Annotated in this window: 21 protein-coding genes and 1 pseudogene; 14 read left to right on the forward strand and 8 right to left on the reverse strand. The window is 66.6% G+C overall.

The features are described from left to right. The first annotated feature begins 18 nt into the window (after nt 1-18). Together ABZW74_RS10085 and ABZW74_RS10090 are read left to right on the forward strand one after the other, a co-directional pair. Nucleotides 19-1,488, forward strand: a complete 1,470-nt coding sequence (locus tag ABZW74_RS10085) for a putative nucleotidyltransferase substrate binding domain-containing protein (RefSeq protein ID WP_355275999.1) — start codon at nt 19-21, stop codon at nt 1,486-1,488. A 7-nt stretch (nt 1,489-1,495) separates the two neighbouring features. Beyond that, nucleotides 1,496-2,266: an NRDE family protein gene (locus ABZW74_RS10090; protein WP_355276001.1), complete on the forward strand. Its 771-nt coding sequence runs from the start codon at nt 1,496-1,498 to the stop codon at nt 2,264-2,266. On the opposite strand, the gene ald is transcribed toward ABZW74_RS10090, so the two are convergent. Further along, nucleotides 2,253-3,353 (reverse strand): alanine dehydrogenase, encoded by a 1,101-nt coding sequence (ald, locus tag ABZW74_RS10095; protein WP_355276003.1) that lies wholly within the window; start codon nt 3,351-3,353, stop codon nt 2,253-2,255. The genes ABZW74_RS10090 and ald overlap by 14 nt on opposite strands. A 163-nt stretch (nt 3,354-3,516) precedes the next feature. Between ald and ABZW74_RS10100 the strand changes: the two genes are divergently transcribed. The 6 genes from ABZW74_RS10100 (at nt 3,517) to ABZW74_RS10125 (ending at nt 7,196) form a co-directional block, all read left to right on the forward strand. After that, a complete protein-coding gene (locus ABZW74_RS10100; protein ID WP_355276005.1) occupies nt 3,517-3,999 on the forward strand; it encodes an Lrp/AsnC family transcriptional regulator in 483 nt (160 codons plus the stop codon). A 138-nt stretch (nt 4,000-4,137) separates the two neighbouring features. Then, on the forward strand, nt 4,138-4,890 hold the full coding sequence (locus tag ABZW74_RS10105) for a carbon-nitrogen hydrolase family protein (RefSeq protein WP_355276007.1): 753 nt from the start codon (nt 4,138-4,140) through the stop codon (nt 4,888-4,890). A gap of 30 nt (nt 4,891-4,920) precedes the next feature. Next, the gene (dapB, locus tag ABZW74_RS10110) at nt 4,921-5,673 is read left to right on the forward strand and encodes a 4-hydroxy-tetrahydrodipicolinate reductase (protein WP_355276009.1); all 753 of its coding nucleotides are present in this window, start codon (nt 4,921-4,923) and stop codon (nt 5,671-5,673) included. 67 nt (nt 5,674-5,740) lie between these two features. Beyond that, entirely contained in the window at nt 5,741-6,181 is a 441-nt protein-coding gene (locus tag ABZW74_RS10115) for a hypothetical protein (RefSeq protein WP_240857034.1), read from the forward strand. Then, nucleotides 6,178-6,747, forward strand: coding sequence for a TIGR03086 family metal-binding protein (locus tag ABZW74_RS10120; RefSeq protein WP_355276011.1), 570 nt, complete (start codon nt 6,178-6,180; stop codon nt 6,745-6,747). Before ABZW74_RS10115 ends, ABZW74_RS10120 begins: the two co-directional genes overlap by 4 nt. A gap of 47 nt (nt 6,748-6,794) precedes the next feature. Next, nucleotides 6,795-7,196 carry a flavodoxin family protein gene (locus ABZW74_RS10125; RefSeq protein WP_240857035.1) on the forward strand — a complete coding sequence of 134 codons (402 nt, stop codon included), beginning with the start codon at nt 6,795-6,797 and terminating at the stop codon, nt 7,194-7,196. 68 nt (nt 7,197-7,264) lie between these two features. On the opposite strand, the pseudogene ABZW74_RS10130 reads toward ABZW74_RS10125, so the two are convergent. After that, nucleotides 7,265-7,681 (reverse strand): annotated as a pseudogene (locus ABZW74_RS10130) (DUF1398 family protein); the annotation flags it as partial. 54 nt (nt 7,682-7,735) lie between these two features. Between ABZW74_RS10130 and ABZW74_RS10135 the strand changes: the two are divergent. Continuing rightward, nucleotides 7,736-8,167 carry a MarR family transcriptional regulator gene (locus tag ABZW74_RS10135; protein ID WP_355276013.1) on the forward strand — a complete coding sequence of 144 codons (432 nt, stop codon included), beginning with the start codon at nt 7,736-7,738 and terminating at the stop codon, nt 8,165-8,167. A gap of 12 nt (nt 8,168-8,179) precedes the next feature. On the opposite strand, the gene ABZW74_RS10140 is transcribed toward ABZW74_RS10135, so the two are convergent. Continuing rightward, entirely contained in the window at nt 8,180-8,581 is a 402-nt protein-coding gene (locus ABZW74_RS10140) for a hypothetical protein (protein WP_240856940.1), read from the reverse strand. 171 nt (nt 8,582-8,752) lie between these two features. Then, complete coding sequence (locus tag ABZW74_RS10145; protein WP_240856941.1) at nt 8,753-9,145, reverse strand: HNH endonuclease; 393 nt, start codon at nt 9,143-9,145, stop codon at nt 8,753-8,755. A 127-nt stretch (nt 9,146-9,272) separates the two neighbouring features. On the opposite strand from ABZW74_RS10145, the gene ABZW74_RS10150 reads away from it, so the two are divergent. Genes ABZW74_RS10150 through ABZW74_RS10160 form a run of 3 tightly spaced genes read left to right on the forward strand, consistent with a single transcriptional unit; the run spans nt 9,273 to nt 11,829 of the window. After that, on the forward strand, nt 9,273-10,106 hold the full coding sequence (locus ABZW74_RS10150) for a thymidylate synthase (RefSeq protein WP_355276016.1): 834 nt from the start codon (nt 9,273-9,275) through the stop codon (nt 10,104-10,106). Next, a complete protein-coding gene (locus tag ABZW74_RS10155) occupies nt 10,106-10,615 on the forward strand; it encodes a dihydrofolate reductase (RefSeq protein ID WP_240856943.1) in 510 nt (169 codons plus the stop codon). The genes ABZW74_RS10150 and ABZW74_RS10155 overlap by 1 nt, the downstream gene beginning before the upstream one ends. Further along, nucleotides 10,612-11,829, forward strand: a complete 1,218-nt coding sequence (locus tag ABZW74_RS10160) for a crosslink repair DNA glycosylase YcaQ family protein (protein WP_355276018.1) — start codon at nt 10,612-10,614, stop codon at nt 11,827-11,829. Before ABZW74_RS10155 ends, ABZW74_RS10160 begins: the two co-directional genes overlap by 4 nt. On the opposite strand, the gene ABZW74_RS10165 is transcribed toward ABZW74_RS10160, so the two are convergent. Both ABZW74_RS10165 and ABZW74_RS10170 read right to left on the reverse strand, forming a co-directional pair. Next, a complete protein-coding gene (locus ABZW74_RS10165; protein WP_240856945.1) occupies nt 11,816-12,832 on the reverse strand; it encodes an NADP-dependent oxidoreductase in 1,017 nt (338 codons plus the stop codon). The genes ABZW74_RS10160 and ABZW74_RS10165 overlap by 14 nt on opposite strands. A gap of 32 nt (nt 12,833-12,864) precedes the next feature. After that, complete coding sequence (locus ABZW74_RS10170) at nt 12,865-13,248, reverse strand: DUF1304 domain-containing protein (RefSeq protein ID WP_355276019.1); 384 nt, start codon at nt 13,246-13,248, stop codon at nt 12,865-12,867. 92 nt (nt 13,249-13,340) lie between these two features. On the opposite strand from ABZW74_RS10170, the gene ABZW74_RS10175 reads away from it, so the two are divergent. Then, the gene (locus tag ABZW74_RS10175; protein WP_355276020.1) at nt 13,341-13,916 is read left to right on the forward strand and encodes a helix-turn-helix domain-containing protein; all 576 of its coding nucleotides are present in this window, start codon (nt 13,341-13,343) and stop codon (nt 13,914-13,916) included. Nucleotides 13,917-13,970: 54 nt separating this feature from the next. Then, nucleotides 13,971-14,735, forward strand: a complete 765-nt coding sequence (locus ABZW74_RS10180) for an HAD-IIB family hydrolase (RefSeq protein ID WP_240856948.1) — start codon at nt 13,971-13,973, stop codon at nt 14,733-14,735. Between the two features lie 279 nt (nt 14,736-15,014). Here the strand turns inward: ABZW74_RS10180 and ABZW74_RS10185 are convergent, their stop codons facing one another. Then, nucleotides 15,015-15,860, reverse strand: coding sequence for a tyrosine-protein phosphatase (locus ABZW74_RS10185; RefSeq protein ID WP_240856949.1), 846 nt, complete (start codon nt 15,858-15,860; stop codon nt 15,015-15,017). Nucleotides 15,861-15,874: 14 nt separating this feature from the next. After that, nucleotides 15,875-17,635 carry an alkaline phosphatase D family protein gene (locus tag ABZW74_RS10190; RefSeq protein ID WP_355276022.1) on the reverse strand — a complete coding sequence of 587 codons (1,761 nt, stop codon included), beginning with the start codon at nt 17,633-17,635 and terminating at the stop codon, nt 15,875-15,877. Between the last annotated feature and the right edge of the window lie 78 nt (nt 17,636-17,713).

Raw genomic sequence — 17,713 nt, forward strand, 5'->3', positions numbered from 1 at the left:
TCTCTTAGTATTTCGGGTATGGACAGGAGTGTCGACAAGCTGACGGTCGCTCGGCGGCGCGATGCCGTCGAAGCGGTCGGTGGCACGGTGGCCGAGCTGATCCACACACCGCCGGTCGTCGGTACGCCCGACCTCACTGTCCGCGAGGCGGCGTCGCTGATGACCGATCGTGGCCAGGACTACATGGTGGTGCCGCTCGACGACGGTCGGCACGGACTGCTGACCGACGCCGACATCCGTGTGCGGGTGGTCGCGGAAGGGCGCAGCCTCGACACCCCCCTCGTCGAGGTGCTCGACACCGCTGCCCTCGTCGTACCGCACGACACGCCGTCGGTCGAGGCACTCAGCGAATTGCTGGAACGCAATCTGGCGGTGATCCCGGTGGTCGATGCGGCCGGTGTCGTGATCGGGGTGGTCGCACCGTCGGATTTCGTTGCGGCACCGGCCGGTACGGGGATGACGCTGCGTGGACAGATCGCGCGCGCGACCACCGCCGCGGATGTGGCCGGGCACGCCCGCCGGACGCCGCAGCTCGTAGCCGACCTCGTGCGTCGTGGGCGGCCGGTGCACGAGATCACCCGGGTGCTGTCCTTCATCAACGACACCATCGTGCGTCGCGGCCTCGAACTTGTCCTCGCCGACGACCCGGCGGTGAACGCCGAAGCGCTGACCTGGTTGTCGCTGGGCAGCAATGCGCGCCGTGAACCGGTGCTCAGTTCGGATGTGGATTCTGCTGTGTCGCTCGCAGATTCAGTGTCCGACGACGAGGTGGCCGGCTACCGCGCGGCGTTCGGGCGTCTCGACGACGTGTTGCGTGACGCCGGGATGCGTATCGACACCAACGGTGCGCTGGCGTCGATGCCGCTGTTCACCCGCACGTACACACAGTGGCGGACGGCGGCGGTCGGCTGGATCGACGATCCGCTGGAGAACAAGGGCATGATCTTCACCTCGCTGATGCTCGATGCCCGCGCGCTCTGGGGTGCATCCGGTCCGGGCGCCGCGGGCGAGATGCTGAGTGATCTGCGTTCACACCCGCGCACCCTGAGTCTTCTGCTGCAGGAATCGCTGGCCACCAAGGCGCGGATGCGATCGATCCGAGATGTGTTGACACGAAACGATACCTTCGACATCAAGCACCACGCCCTGACGCCGGTGGTCAACATCGCACGGTGGGCTGCGTTGAGCGTCGGGTCGAGTGCGTTGGACACCCGGTCGCGATTGGTGGCCGCGTCGGGCAGCGAAATGCTCTCCGACGATCAGGCCGGCACTCTCATCGAGGTGTTCGATGTGCTGCAACGTGTCCGGTTGACGTATCAGGTGGCGCAGTTCGATCAGGGTGAGCAGGTCACCGACGAACTGTCGATGCGGCGGCTTTCCCCATTGGATCGGAGCCTGGTCGCGCAAGCCGTGCGGGAGATCGCCGGTGCCCAACGACGTTTGGCGAACATGAGTCAGTACGTTCCGATCGGTGAGCAGAGCGACTGAGTCTCCCATGTGTCTGATCTTGTTCGCTTGGAACGCCCACCCACGGTATCGACTTGTCGTCGCGGCGAATCGCGATGAGTTCCATCGGCGTCGGACGCGGGCCCTGGCTCGTTGGTCGGATTTGCCGGTGATCGGCGGACGTGACGTGTTGGCCGGCGGCACCTGGATGGGCATCCACGCCGAAACTCATGCGCGCGCAGCGATGGTCACCAATGTCCGCGTCGGGCCGGCGAAGCGGATGGGTGTGCGTTCGCGTGGGGAGTTGCCGGTGGACTTCCTGCTCGGGGCCGTTACGCCCGAATCCTTTGCTCTCGCTGCACGTGGCGACGCGGCCGACTTCGATCCGGTCAACCTGCTCGTCGCCGACGACGCGCAGATGTGGTGGATGACCAATCGCCCAGAGCCGAGGGCCGAGCGCGTGTCGGACGGCGTACACGGCCTGTCGAACGGCGCGTTGGACAGCGACTGGCCGAAGGTGACCGACGGCGCCGCGGCGATGGCCGTTCTGGTGCAGGCGGATTCGGGTGCGGAATCCTCTGTTGAAACCTATCTCGAGTTGCTCGCCGATCAGCGCCGTCCGGACAAGGCATTATTGCCGGATACCGGCGTGCCCAAGGCGTTCGAGGCCGACCTGTCACCGATTTTCGTCAACATGCCCGGCTATGGCACCCGCGCGTCGACCGTACTGCGTGTCGGATACGACGGTCACGGCGACATCACCGAACGACGCTACGGCTGGCGCGGCCGCCGCCGCGGCACGACGACTATGCGCTTCTGACAGGGATGTCCAGTGCCGCACCGACTTCTGGTGAGTACAGCTCTCCCGCATGCGTGCTGAGTCCGGCGGCCAGGGTGGCGTCGGACCGGCAGGCCTGCTCCCAGCCCTGATCGGCGAGGCGCAGGACGTAGGGGAGGGTTGCGCCGGTAAGCGCCTGCGTCGAGGTGCGTGCGACGGTGCCGGGCATGTTGGCCACGCAGTAGAAGACGGTGTCGTGCACGGTGAACGTCGGGTCGTCATGGGTGGTGGGACGGGAGTCCTCGAAGCAACCGCCCTGATCGATCGCGATGTCGACCAGCACCGCGCCCGGCTTCATCCGGGCCACCAGTGAATTCGGTACGAGGACGGGTGCTTTGGCGCCCGGCACCAGGACCGCGCCGATGACGAGGTCGGCGGTCACGATGGCCTCCGACAGCGCGAGCGACGTGCTGTAGCGGGTGTGTACGCGTCCGCCGAATCGGGCGTCGACAGCGCGGAGCTTGGTGATGTCGAGGTCGAAGACGGTGACCTGCGCACCCATGCCAACCGCGATGGTCGCCGCGTTCACGCCGCTGACGCCACCGCCGATGATGACGACCTGCGCGGGTTCGGTGCCGGGCACGCCACCCATGAGAACGCCGCGTCCGCCCTCAGATCGCATGAGGTGATAGGCGCCGACCTGTGGCGCCAGACGCCCGGCGACCTCACTCATCGGTGCGAGCAGCGGCAGCGAGCCGTCGGCAGCACGGACCGTCTCGTAGGCGATCGCGGTGGTACCCGACGACAGCAGTGCGTCGGTGCAGGCCCGGCTCGCCGCGAGGTGGAGGTAGGTGAACAGGGTCTGGTCGGCACGCATGAGGCCGTACTCGGCCTCGATGGGCTCCTTGACCTTGAGGAGGAGATCGGCCTGCTCCCACACCTCGGCAGCGGTCCCGAGGATCTGGGCACCGGCGGCTTTGAAGTCGCGGTCGTCGATGGCCGAGCCTTCGCCGGCGCCGGCTTGCACCACGACCTCGTGGCCATGACGGTGCAGTTCGGCGACACCTGCGGGGGTCGCGGCGACGCGGTACTCGTTGTTCTTGATCTCGGTGGGGATTCCGACGCGCATGATGTCTCCGATTCGTCGTGTTGGTGCTTCGGGCTGTTTCGGGGAACGCTCGTCGCTGAACGTGTAACCAGACTGAAGGAACATCGGAATCAGTACAATATTGATGTATAAAATTCTCACAGATGCGGAATCTACTGAAGATTAGCTAGATGAGGAGGTTCTGGTGCCCCCGCTTTCGAAGGATGTTCAGACCGCAGAGCTCGACGCGACCGATCGCGCGTTGCTGCGCCTGCTGCAGACCGACGCTCGCATGCCCAACAACGAGCTCGCCCAGCGGGTCGGCATCGCCCCGTCCACCTGCCACGGCCGGGTCCGGCGCCTCATCGACAGCGGGGTGATCCGAGGATTCTTCGCCGACGTCGACCCCGCGGCGGTCGGCCGTCCGCTGCGCGCCATGGTCGCAGTGAGCCTGCAATCGGATGCCCGGGGGCAGATCCGCCGGTTCGTCGGCGAGATCGCCACCCACGACGAGGTGATCGACGTCTTCTTCCTCGCCGGCACCGACGACTACCTACTCCACGTCGCCACCGCCGACACCGAGACCCTGCGTCAGTTCGTCGAAATGCTCAACGGCCGACGTGAGGTCGCGGGCACCACCACGTCACTCGTCTTCGACCATCGCCGTGGTGGCGCGCCGATCTACTGAACGTTCCGCGGAACGCACCATCCGCTGGTCGATCTCGACCAGCGTTGGGTGGCTTCCGGGCCGGCTCGAACGGTGAGGGGCCGTTCCGCGGAACGCGGTTGTGCGGTGATACAGGGACAAGTCGGCGATACTTCTGCAATGACTGGAGCAGCGAGCATCCTTCGCGTCGCTGCCGGGCAGCCCGCAGTCGTCGGGGACCTGGATTCAACAGTGGCGGCGCATGCAGCGATGATCCGTGCGGCCGCATCAGATCTGATCGTCTTTCCGGAACTGTCGCTCACCGGGTATCGCTTCGATGCCGCACTTGTGGACGTGTTGCGTGATCGTGCAGTCCTGCGGCCGCTGATCGACGCGTGCGCCGACGTGCACGGGATCGCGTTGGTCGGCGCGCCAGTCGATGGCCCGTCGATAGCCACTGTGCAGGTCGACGCGGATGGGCTGCGGATCGCTTACCGAAAGGTCAATCTGGGTGCCGGGGAGGCGCAGCACTTTCAGCGGGGTGCTGGGCCGGCCGTGATCGACGTGCACGGATGGCGTGTCGGACTGGCGATCTGCCGAGACACCGGTATCGAACAGCACACCCGAGAACTGACTGCGTTGGGCATCGATGTCTATGCGTGCGGTGTCGTGCACCACCGAAACGAGCTCGACGAGCAAGAACGTCGGGCGCAGCACATCGCGACGTCGGCAAAGGTGCCGGTGGTGTTGGCGAGCTTCGCCGGTCCGACCGGGGAGGGCTACGCCGACACCGCCGGGCAATCGTCGATCTGGGCTGAAGATGGATCGGTCATCGGCCGGGCGGGTGAGGAGCCCGGCGAGTTCACAACAGCAATCCTCCGCCGTCAGGTGCCCGCCGACCGTCGGACCCATCGGCCTCGATCACTACACTGACTTGGCGAGACCGACGACGAGAGGGCAGAGATGGCGAGCGGTATCCGGACAGGTGTGCTGGGCAGTGCCGGCAAGGTGGGCCAGGCGATCGTCGCCGCGGTCGATCGGGCCGACGATCTCACGTACACCGTCGGTGTCGACAAGGGCGATGCGCTCGAGTTCCTCACCGACACCGACACAGAGGTCGTCGTCGACTTCACCCACCCCGACGTCGTCATGGACAACCTGAAGTTCCTCATCTCCAACGGGATTCACGCTGTGGTCGGAACCACCGGCTTCACCGAGGAGCGCCTGCGCATCGTGGCGGGCTGGCTGGCCGACAGTCCCGGCACCGGCGTGCTCATCGCGCCCAACTTTGCGATCGGGGCGGTGCTGTCGATGCGGTTTGCCGCGCAGGCCGCGCGCTTCTACGACTCCGTCGAAGTGATCGAACTCCACCACCCGTACAAGGCGGACGCGCCGTCGGGAACGGCCTACCGCACGGCTGCGCTGGTGGCGCAGGCGCGTGCAGACGCGGGCGTCGGACCGAGTCCGGACGCCACCACCGAGGAACTCGACGGCGCCCGCGGTGCGGTGGTCGACGGTGTGCGTGTGCATTCGGTGCGCCTCGCCGGGCTTGTTGCCCATCAGGAGGTGCTGCTCGGTACCGAAGGGGAGACGCTGACCATCCGGCACGACTCCCTGGACCGTTCGTCGTTCGCTCCCGGTGTGTTGCTCGGTGTCCGCGAGATCGGCTCGCGTCCGGGACTCACCGTCGGCCTCGAAGAACTGATGGATCTGTGAGCCGGTGACCGGAAAACCCAAGCAGGACAAGGCTTCCCGCCCGCGCGACGCGCGGCCGATCGTGTGGATGATCGGCCTGATGGTGGTGGCTCTCGTGGTCTACTTCGTCCTGCTCGGGTGGCGGGGCATCGGGCTGATCGCCACCGGAACCGTCGCCGGGATCGGCCTGGGCATCGGCATGATCGTGCTGCCGATCATCGGGGTGTGGCTGGTCTACGCGACGCTTCGCGCCGGCATCGAGCATCAGCGTCTCGCGGCGATCATGGCCGACGAGGGCCGTGAGCTCGACGTCTCGGAGTTGCCGCGCCGTGCGTCGGGACGTATCGAACGCGACGCGGCCGATGAGCTGTTCGCCCAGGTCAAGGCGGAGTGGGAGGCCGATCCGTCCGATTGGCGCAACACCTATCGTATCGCGCGCGCCTACGACTACGCCGGAGACCGCAGTCGTGCGCGCGCAATGATGAAGCGCGCCGTCGCCCAGTTCCACGGCGAGGAGCAGCCCGGGTGACCGACACGGTTCGCGCGCTCTACGACGCCGAACAGCTCTGGGCCGACGCGCTCGCACAGGTCGGTCCGGCCGCGTTGGACCGACCAAGCGGCTGCGGTGAATGGACCAACCGCGATCTGATCAACCACACGATCGGCGGTGGCCACCGGTACGCGATGCTTCTGGCCGGTGCGAGTGCCGCGGACACGGTGGCGACGCGCGGCACCGACTACATCGTCGACGATCCGGTCGGCGAGTTCTGGACGTACGAGACCATGCTGCGTGAGGCTGCCGGCGACGCCGACCTCGATGAGCTGGTTGATCATCGCGCCGGACCGCGCCCGGGGCATCAGCTCCTGACGATGCGCGCGATGGAACTGACGCTGCACACCCACGACCTCGCGGTCGGGATCGGAATCGAGTGGGTGCCGTCGGATGCGCTGGCCGACTATGTGCTGACCGAAGCGACGCCGATCCTCGAGGAGTTCCGGGCGATGGGGATGATCGGCCCCGCGGTCGAGCCTGCATCGTCGAGCGCTGAGGATCGACTGCTGGCAATCGCGGGCCGAGCGAGGAGGACGCGGTGACGCAACTCCTGGTCGTCCATCACACGCCGTCGCCGTACTGCCAGGCGATGTTCGAGGCGGTGATCAGTGGAGCCACCGACCCCGAGATCGAAGGCGTCGACGTGGTGCGGCGGGCCGCGCTGTCGGTGTCTGCGAGCGATTTCCTCGAGGCCGACGGGTATCTGCTCGGGAGTCCGGCGAACCTCGGATACGTCAGCGGCGCACTGAAACACGCCTTCGACGTGAGCTACTACCAGATCCTCGATTCGACGAAAGGCCGTCCGTTCGGTCTCTACCTACATGGCAACGAGGGCACCGAGGGCGCGGAGAAAGCGGTGGACTCGATCACCACCGGATTGGGTTGGACCAAGGCGGCCGAGTACGTCACCGTCTCGGGCAAACCGTCGAAGGACGACCTCGAGGCGTGCTGGGAACTCGGAGCGACTGTCGCCGCTGCGCTGATGGGTTGATTGGTGGCCTGCCCGTCAGGTGAAAGCTCCACTGCTGCATAGTGCTCGACGTAGCTCTCGTCGTGCAGACCGAAGTAGGTGCACGTCCTGTTCTCGAGGTCGACGACGTAGCGAATCACACCGGCGCGCCATGTGGCTGCGGCAAACTCGGGAAAGGTTGTCCGGCCCGCCTGATCGGCGCGCAGTGCCGCGATGAGGGCTGTGCTGTCGAATGACGGAACCTCGGCCATCCCGTCGATCAGCGGCGTGCCTTGGACGACGACAGGGCCCAGATCGGTCTCATAGAGACTCTGCATCGCCGGAAGCCACCAGGTGTTTGTGCGGACGCCCGCGCGGCGCAGTGTCTCCGCCAGATGGGGGAAACCGTGGATCGCTGGGCGATTCGCGACGGCATCCTGCTGTGCGCGTTGAAGATTCGTCAGCGCTGTGGTCATGGGGTTCTCCGATGCGAGGGTGTGGCGACATCCGGCCGGTGAGCCGGACATTGACAACACTACGCCATATTGACAACATCTTGTCAAGATCGGAAAGGGGATCTCATGGCAGACGAGATGGCATTGCTGGTGGCCGACGTCTTCGAACTCGCCGACCTGTTGCGACGCTCGGGTGAAGCTGTTGCGGCAGAGGAAGGCCAAACGCAGGCGCGATGGCAGTTGCTCAGCGCGGTCTCCGAGCGGTCGTTGACCGTTCCCCAAGCGGCTCGCCGCCTTGGTGTGACACGTCAAGGCGTGCAGCGTGTGGCAAACGATCTGGTCGCCGCCGGACTGGCTGAGTTGAGAGCGAACCCCGACCACCGGACGTCACCACTGTTGGAAACGACCGAGAACGGTCGTGAAGTGCTCCGGGCGATCACCGCCCGCGCAGCAGTCGTCAACGACCGTCTCGCCGACACCGTGGAGCCCGCAGAGTTGGCGTCGACCCGCGACACCCTGAAGCGGCTGATCGTGGCGCTGAAGGCGGAAGAGTTGTGATCGTGCGGGCGATCAGCGCAGTCGGTCGCCCGCCGGCAGCCATGACTCCGGGCACATGCCGGTGTTGAGAATGCGCGCCGCGTCCCGAGCGATGTCGGGGCTGTAGAAGCCGACGACCCGCTCGTCGTCGACGGTCGAACGGACCTCGTAGTGGCGGGCACCGACGCTGTCCTCGACCGCGACCACCCGGTAGGTGTGGGTGGGCAGTGCGCTGACCGCGTCGGCGCGCGCGCCGCGAAGGGCGGCGTCGATCGCGGCGTCGGGAAGACCCGAAACGCGAGCCGCGGCGACGAGGTCGCTGACCGAGGAGGCCAGGGCAACCGCTTCGTCGGAAGTCGCGGGTGCGGTGCGGGCTGCGCACGCCGTGTGCGTGATCTGGGTGATCAGAGTGGTGGCAGGGGTGGGGTGCGTCATGAAGTTCCTCTGGGTTTGCCGGATGCTCGTGGCTCCGGGTCCGAGCAGCGCTCTGGCCTTGTGGGCTGGAGTCGTGGTGCTCGGGGTGGTCATGGCGGCATCGTTGCCTCGTGACTTCCAACGCCCATTCTCGGCCGCGCAGTTCCGCAGAGCGCCCCCACGCCGCTCATCTCACAGGCTTGCGTCCGTGGTGTCCGGGCCCACATCCGGCTCGGCAGGACTCGAGATGAGTGCGCGCGAGATCTCCATCTGGCGCACGAGGAAGGCCTTCTCGTCGAGCTTCTTGCGACGCATCCAGGTCGTCACCTCGGTGTTGCACTTGCTGGCATTGCACGACCCGCAGCAGGGCACCACGTTGGCCAGCGTGTAGCTGCCGCCGCGCGAGATGGCGAGCATGCAGTCGCGCTGCAGCGGGGTGCCCGACGCCCCGCAGTACGCACACCCGCCCCACGCTGTCGTGAGTGCGGCCCACTGCACGTCGGTGAGATCGTTGTCGCGAGCGGCGACGCGCAATCGCCGACGGCGGGCGTAGCGATTGGCACGAGTACGACTCCGGGGAGGCACGGTTGGAGGGTACCTCGTCAGTCACGTGCGCCTCAGATGTCACACGCGAGTGATCTCGACACGGTGCCTCGCCCTGTGGGGCTCGGTACCGGCTCGATCAGCGGGTGTGGCTCTACACTGGATGATCGTGAGCACGGCGATCCGCGACATCTCCTCGACCGAGACCATCCCGACTCCGTACGAGGATCTGTTGGCGCTGGTCCTCGACTCGGGGACGCCGAAGGCCGATCGCACCGGCACCGGTACCCGGAGTCTGTTCGGGCACCAGCTCCGCTACGACCTGTCGGCGGGGTTCCCGCTCATCACCACCAAGAAGGTGCACCTCAAGTCGATCGTCTACGAGTTGCTGTGGTTCCTGCGCGGCGACTCGAACGTGCGCTGGCTGCAGGAGCGCGGCGTCACCATCTGGGATGAGTGGGCCGACGTGCAGGGTGAGCTCGGGCCTGTGTACGGCGTCCAGTGGCGTAGCTGGCCCACTCCGTCGGGTGAGCACATCGACCAGATCTCGGCCGCCCTCGACCTGCTCAAGACGAACCCGGATTCGCGGCGCAACATCGTGTCGGCCTGGAATGTGGGGGAGATCCCGCAGATGGCGTTGCCGCCGTGCCACGCCTTCTTCCAGTTCTACGTCGCCGACGGCAAACTCTCCTGCCAGCTGTATCAGCGCAGCGCCGACCTCTTCCTCGGCGTCCCGTTCAACATCGCGTCCTACGCGTTGCTGACCCACATGATGGCGCAGCAGGCGGGACTCGACGTCGGCGAATTCGTCTGGACCGGCGGTGATTGCCACATCTACGACAACCACGTCGACCAGGTTCGGCTGCAACTTTCCCGCGAACCGTTCGCGTACCCGACACTGCAACTGCGGCAGCGTGATTCGATCTTCGACTACGAGTTCGACGACATCGAGATCGTCGGCTATCAATGTCACCCGGGGATCAAGGCGCCGGTGGCGGTCTGATGGCCGCCACCATCACACTGCTGTGGGCGCAAGACCGCGTCGGCGCGATCGGCCGTGACTCGACCATCCCGTGGCGGGTCCCCGAGGACATGCGTCGCTTCCGGGAGCTCACCGGCGCCGACCCCGTGATCATGGGCCGCAAGACGTGGGAATCGCTACCGGCCCGGTTCCGCCCCTTGCCCGGTCGTCGGAATGTGGTGATCACCCGGTCGGCGACGTATACGGCCGACGGCGCGGAGATCGTGCACACCGTCGACGATGCGCTCGCGCTGGTCGACGGTCCGGTGACCGTGATCGGCGGTGGCCAGATCTACGAGGCGTCGATGGAGATCGCGACACATCTGCGGGTCACCGAGATCGACATCCTGGTGGAGGGCGCGGACGCGTTTGCACCGGAGATCGACCCATACCGCTGGGACACCGCAGGTGCGGGCGAATGGCTGTCGTCGACGACCGGCCTGCGCTATCGCTTTGTCGACTACGTCCGGCACGCGCTCGTGCGCGGATGAGCCGAGGCGATCTCTCGCTCGCGCAGGCGCGCCGAATCGTGCTCGCCGCACAAGGATTCACGGACAAGCCACCGACGGCCGATCCGACCCTCACGCACCTGAAACGCGTCATAGGGCGGACGCGACTCTTCCAGATGGACTCGGTGAACATTGCCGCTCGAGCCCATTACATGCCGATGTTCAGCCGGCTCGGACCTTACGACCGGGACCTGCTCGACCGCGCGGCCTGGCGACCATGTCGCGGCAACCGCCTCCTCGTCGAGTACTGGGCACACGAGGCCGCGCTGATCCCGATCGAGGACTGGCCGCTGTTCGGTTGGCGCCGAGACGAATTCCGCGGTGGACGCTACCGCTACACGCGCGAGGTGATGAAACGCAACCGCGACCTCGCCACCGATGTGCACGCCGTCATCGCCGAACGTGGGCCGAGCACACCCAAGCAGATCGAGGAGACCCTCGGCATCGAGCGACCGGCCGGTATTCCGGGCGGTTGGTGGCACCGCGGCGAGGTCAAGCACGTCTGTGAGGCGATGTTCGCGGCGGGCGACCTGTCGGCTGTTCGCAACGAGAACTTCGTGCGCCACTACGATCTCACCGAACGCGTCGTCGGTGCTGAACTCGCCGGTCTGCAGGTGTCGAAAGAGGACGCGCACCGAGAACTCACCGCACGTGCCGCCGCTGCACTCGGTGTCGCCACCGCCGCGGACCTCGCCGACTATTACCGCACCAAGACGGCCGACGTCCGGCCCGCGATCGCCGACCTCGTCGCCGCCGGACAACTTGTCCCGGTGCAGGTCGACGGCTGGCGCGACGAGGCGTATCTGCATGCGGGAGTGCGTATCCCGCGTCGAGTCGACAGCGCGGCGATCCTGTCGCCCTTTGACCCGCTCGTCTTCTTCCGGCCCCGCGCCGAACGACTCTTCGGCTTCCGCTACCGCATCGAGATCTACGTTCCCGAACACAAACGGGTACACGGGTATTACGTGCTGCCGTACCTTCTTGGCGACGACATCGTCGCACGCGTCGACCTCAAGGCCGATCGCAAGTCGGGGGTGCTCCAGGTACTCGGCGCGTTCCTGGAGAGCGGACGCCCGGAAACCGTTGTCGCGGAGCGCCTCTCCGCTGATCTGCAGCAGATGGCCACATGGCTTGGCCTCGACGCGGTGCACATCGGCGATCGCGGCGATCTGGCCGACGCCCTCAGGACGTCCTGACCACCATCTTCCCGGTGTTCGCGCCGCGCATCAGGCCGAGGAAAGCGTCGACCGCGTTGTCGATTCCCTCGACCACGGTCTCGTCGTGGACAACCTTGCCCTCGGCAAACCACTGGCTCATCGTGGCGGTGAACTCGGGGGCCTGGTCGAGGTAGTGGCCGATGGTGAATCCGGTGAGTGTCAGTCCGCGAGTGATGATGTTGGCCATGTTCGACGGACCCGGCGTCGGAGATGTGTTGTTGTACTGCGCAATTGCACCGCACAGTGCTGCTCGGCCGCCGTCGTTGAAGGAATCGAGTGCGGCCTCGAGATGGTCGCCTCCGACGTTGTCGAAGTAGACGTCGATGCCGTCCGGAGCGGCAGCTCGCAGCTGTTTGCGCACGCTCGGTCCGTCCTTGTAGTTGAACGCCGCGTCGTAGCCGTAGCGCTCGGTCAGCAGCGCGACCTTCTCGGCGGAACCAGCAGATCCAATGACCCGACCGGCACCCTTGAGCCGTGCGATCTGACCGGCGGCCGTCCCGACGGCACCGGCCGCTCCGGAAATGAAGACGGTGTCGCCGGGCTGCATCGCCGCGACCGTCAGCAGCCCGACGTAGGCGGTGAGGCCGGTCATGCCGAGCATGCCGAGGTAGACCGACGACGCGACGCCCTCGGGCGGTTCGGGGACAACGCGGAAGCCGGCCGCGTCCTCCTGGACCACGTCACGCCAGCCGTACTGATGTGACACCAGGGAGCCGACGGGGAACTCGTCGACCGTGGTCTCCACGACACGTCCGACCGCACCGCCGGTCATGGTCTCGCCCAGTGCGAACGGCGGAATGTAACTGCGCGTGTCGATCATCCGGCCGCGCATGTACGGGTCGACCGACACGAACTCGTTGACCACCCGCACCTGTCCGGGGCGAAGGGGGCCGTATTCGATGGTGACCGTGCGGAAGTCGTCGGCGGTCGGCCAGCCGACCGGGCGGTTGACCAGCTGGATGTGAGTGCTGTTGTGCGACATGGGGACCTTTCGTCGAGTCGAGATGAGCGGCGTCAGAGAGCGGAGCCTGCCAGCGCCACGAGTGAGAGCAGGGGAGCGGCCAGCTGAATCAGCGCGGGACGGGTCTTGGTGCGGTCGGAGGAAAGCAGGACGACGCCGGCGAGCGTCATCGATCCGCATCCCGCGATGACCAGGGTCGCGCCGACCGCCGACTGATCGAGGAACAGCGCGACCGCGCCGGCGGCCGCGATCACGGCCAGGAAGAGGTTGTAGAAACCCTGGTTGAAGGCGAGTTGGCGTGTCTCGACGGCCTGAGCCTCGGTGGTCCCGAAGACCGCCCGGCCCCGTGGCGTGGTCCACCACACCGACTCGAGCACAAAGATGTACACGTGAATCGCGGCGGCGACCAGGGCCAAGATGGCGGCGACGACCAACATGGGTTCGACTCCTTTTGTGGACTACTCGTTACACAATACGGCTATACTGGTGGTTGGACAAGCAGCGACGTGTACGACGGGGGAACGAGGTCATGGGAAGGTCACCTGGTTATGACACCGCCGAGGTGGTGGCTGCCGCGCGGAATCTGTTTTGGGACAAGGGCTTCGACGCGGTGTCGGTCAGCGATGTCGAGCGGGCGACCGGACTCTCGCGCTCGAGCGTCTACCACGCGTTCGGGAGCATGCGGGGACTTTTCGATGCGGCGGTGCGGGACTATCTCGACGTCGTCGTCCGTCCCCGGCTGCGTCCCTTGCAGGCCGATCGGGTGGATCCCGACGCCCTCGTCGAGTATCTGACCGGCCTGTCGGCCGCGATCGCCCGACTCGGCGACGCGAACGAACCCACCGGTTGCCTACTGGTCGCGACGACGGCGACCACTCTCAACGACGATGCCGCCGTCCGTGGCGTCATCGCCGCCTACCACGCCGAACTGCTGGCGGCGATATCGGCGGGGGTGGCCGCGCGATTGCCCGCCGCGCACGCCGCCGACGTGATGTCACGGGCGCGCTCGATCGCGGGCGCGGTCATCGCCGCCATGACACTGGCGCGGGTGAATCGTCTCGAAGCGGTGCGTCTCCTCGAGGTGACAGTGGACACAATCGGGTGATTGCGCTGCGATCCCGCCGCGCATCGCACTCGCGGGGGATGACATGCTTGCGCCATGACGGTTTCGTATCAGGGCAGTGAGTACCGCCTGGTGATGTTCGACCTCGACGACACCCTGGCACCGTCCAAGAGTCCCCTGGCCGACGACATGGTGGCACTATTGCGCCGCATGCTCGACCGCAGCCTCGGCTGCATCATCTCCGGTGGCCGCTTCGGCCAGTTCCAGACCCAGGTCCTCGACCGGCTCGGTGAGTTCGACGCCATGGGGAACCTCCACCTCATGCCGACCTGCGGCACGCAGTACGTGCGGTGGTCGGGTTCGGAATGGGAGACCGTCTACGCCGAATACCTGAGCGACGACGAGAAGAAGCGCACCCTCGACGTCCTGGAGACAGGTGCACGCGAACTCGGGCTCTGGGAAGCCGAGACGTGGGGACCCATCCTCGAAGACCGGGGCAGCCAGATCACCTTCAGTGCGCTCGGACAGTCCGCGCCGGTCGACGCGAAGTCCGCCTGGGACCCCGACGGCGCCAAGAAGGAATCACTACGCGCCTATGCCGCGGAACTGTTGCCCGACCTCGAGGTGCGCAGCGGCGGTTCGACGTCGGTCGACGTCACCAAGAAGGGCATCGACAAGGCCTACGGCGCGAACAAACTCATGGAGATCCTCGACCTCGGGGTCGACGACATCCTGTTCTTCGGCGACCGCCTCGACGAGGGCGGCAACGACTACCCGGTGAAAGCGCTCGGGATCGAGTCCATCGCAGTGCACGGGTGGCCCGACACCTACGCCAAGCTGTCGGCGATCGTCGACGGCTAATCGCTGGGCCTTCACGCCGGCTGATCTCCTGCTGATTGAGTAGCCGAGCCCCATAGGGCGAGGTGTATCGAAATCCGACAAGGTGGATGTGTCCGCAGCCCAGTGGTCGCTGACGTTGTCGGCTCCCGAGGTTTCGATACGCGGCGGGCTCGCAAGCTCGCTCGTCGCTACTCAACCAGCGGGGTGGTGGCGACTCAACCAGCAGGTGGTAGGAGGTGCGGGCGATGCAGGGCCCGCGAGTCGTCGCAGTTCAGGAGGCCTAAGACAGTACTCTTCGGATCAGCCGCCGATGGTCAACACGCTGAAGGACGACCTGTACGGAGACTTCAACAACTGACTCTTCAGGGCTGCGATGTCCCGCGAGGTGAGGCGCAGGCCGCGTCGGACGTAGTTGTCGAAGCTGCCGTAGACCCGGTCCGCGGTGGCGAAGGCGGTGCGCAGCCAGGCGATGTTGACGCCGTTCAACCGATCCGCCGGGCTGGTGTGCCGGAAGGTGTTGCTGGCCAGATAATCTCGTTCGACGCCTGCGCGGTCGACGCCGAGAAGCGTGAGCAGCACTGCCGACGCCCAGCCGGTGCGGTCCTTGCCCGCCGAGCAGTGAAACAGTACCGAGTTGTCGCTTGCGGTGGTGCGTTTGATCTCCAGCAGGGTGTCTCGGAATGCCCGTCGCGCACCGGGATCGGTGACGAAGGCCCTGTAGGCACTCGACAGGTCGACCAGGGTGGTCGGGGATGCGCCGCCCAAGACGTCGAACACCTTGGTGGTGGCGCCCGGAACCGGACGGTCGGGCTGGAGCGCACGTTCGATCTGGGTGCGCAGATCGATCACGGTTCGCACCCGACGCTGCGCGAGGGCGCGACCATCGGCCGGTGTGATCGCGGACAGGTTGTCGCTGCGGATCACCAGGTCGTCGACGTAACGGCCGTCCGCGGCACGGTAGTACGCCAACGTCCGGGTGTTCTCGGTGCCGGTCAGCTGCACCGCGTGCACCGCGAGGTCGGCGGGCAGGGCATGCGCCGTGCCGGTGAGCGGGGACCCGACCACAGCCGGGGTGGCAATCAGCGTCGCGACGGCAGCCAGGCTCGCGACTGCGGTACCGATACGTCGGGTGAAAGTCGTTGACATCGTTGTCCTCTCGTTCAGCGGGCCGGACGCGCGACGGGCTGGACGCGTTGCGATCCGCTGCCGACCCGGAACGACCGCGCGTAGGTCTGGCCGGTGTTCGGATCGGTCTTCTCGTTCACGAAGAACCAGTCCATCTGGGTGGCGTTTCGTGTGACAGTCAGGACCGCGTATCCGTGGGCGTCGAAATCATTCCATCGCACATGGTGATTGGCGGTCATGAAGGCGGGCGGCACGGCCGCGCCGAGTGTGTTGGCCGGCACCTTCAGGATGTCGTCGATGTTGCTGGACGTCACGGAGGTGACGACGAGTTCGGTTGCGACGCTGCCACTCCCGGGGTACGTCGCGGCATCCACCGGAATGTCGCACGCCCAGGACGAATGGATGTCGCCGGTGATGAACACGACGTTGTCGATGTTGTTGGCGCGCAACGTATTCAGGAGTCGTTTGCGGTCGGCGGTGTACCCGTCCCATTGATCGGGGTTGTAGGGCACGCCGGCGACCGGAACCCCGAGGAGGTCGGTCACCGCGGCGGTGGTCCTGGGTTCGAGCGGCGGAATGAGCACCGGCGTGATCATCACCGGGTTGCCGACGATGCGCCATCGGGTGTCGGAGGTGACCAAACCTCTGGTGAGCCAATCCATCTGAGCGCGGCCCGTGATCGAGCGGCCGGGATCGTCGATCTTGCGCGAGGTCGCCGGCACCTGGACGTCGCGGTAGGTGCGCAGGTCGAGCATCGACAGTTCCAGCAGCGTCCCGAACCGCAGACGGCGGTACAGGTGACGTCCGCCCGCATCGACCACCGGACGTACCGGCATCCATTCGTAGTACGCCCGCTCGGAAGCCGCCTTGCGCGCCGCCCACGACCCCTCGTTGCGCTGGTGATTCTCCGCGCCGCCCGACCAGGCGTCGTTGGCGGACTCGTGGTCGTCCCACGTGCAGATCCACGGATGCATGATGTGGAGCCGCGCAAGGTCGGGGTCGGTCTTGTACTGGGCGTGCCGCATCCGGTAGTCGCGCAGGCTGACGGTCTCGTTGCGCGGTGAATGCGTGCGTACCGGGCCGGTCTTGCCGGTGTAGCCGCCGGTCTCGTACTCGTAGATGTAGTCGCCGAGGTGGACGATCGCGGTGAGATCCGGCTGCCCGGCCAAATGGCGATACGCGCCGAAATAGCCTGCCTCCCAGTTGGAGCAGGAGACCACTCCGAACCGCACCGAGCCGACGTCGGCTCCGGTGGCTGGAGCGCTGCGGGTGCGGCCGGTCGGCGACACCGCGCCCGACGCCGGACCGGACACGACGCGGAACCGATAGAAGTAGCGGGTGTCCGGGGCCAGTCCGGCGGCGTCGACCTTCACGGTGAAGTCGGTGTCCGTCGTGGCGGTGCGACGTCCGGTGGCGACCACTGTCCCGAACGACGCATCGCGCGCCACTTCCCAGACCACGTCGGCCGCCGGACCGATGCCCGAGCCAGGTGTCGCGGCCGGGGTCGGCGTCACCCGAGTCCACAGGATGACGCGGTCGGGGAGCGGGTCGCCGGACGCGACCCCGTGCGCGAACACGCCTCGGGCCGGCGCCGACGACGCCGGCGCTGATGCCTGACCGAGGACTGCCGCGGTCCCCGCGACCGCGACCCCGGAGCGCAGGAAAGTACGTCGTGATGTTCCCGCACGCTCGTTGGCGTTCGGTGTCTGTGGTGAAATCTTCGCCCCCGAAAGAGTTGTCACCGACGACCCGGCAGAGCCGGGATATCGGTGGGCTGCCGACACATGCGCGCTCATGATGCGCCGCCGCAGCAGGAGAGGCGAGCGTGTCCTGCCTCACTGCCGACGCTGCGCTGGGGACTTTACCGCCCGGTC

This window comes from Gordonia sp. NPDC003585, from assembly GCF_040610755.1.
Taxonomy (GTDB): domain Bacteria; phylum Actinomycetota; class Actinomycetes; order Mycobacteriales; family Mycobacteriaceae; genus Gordonia.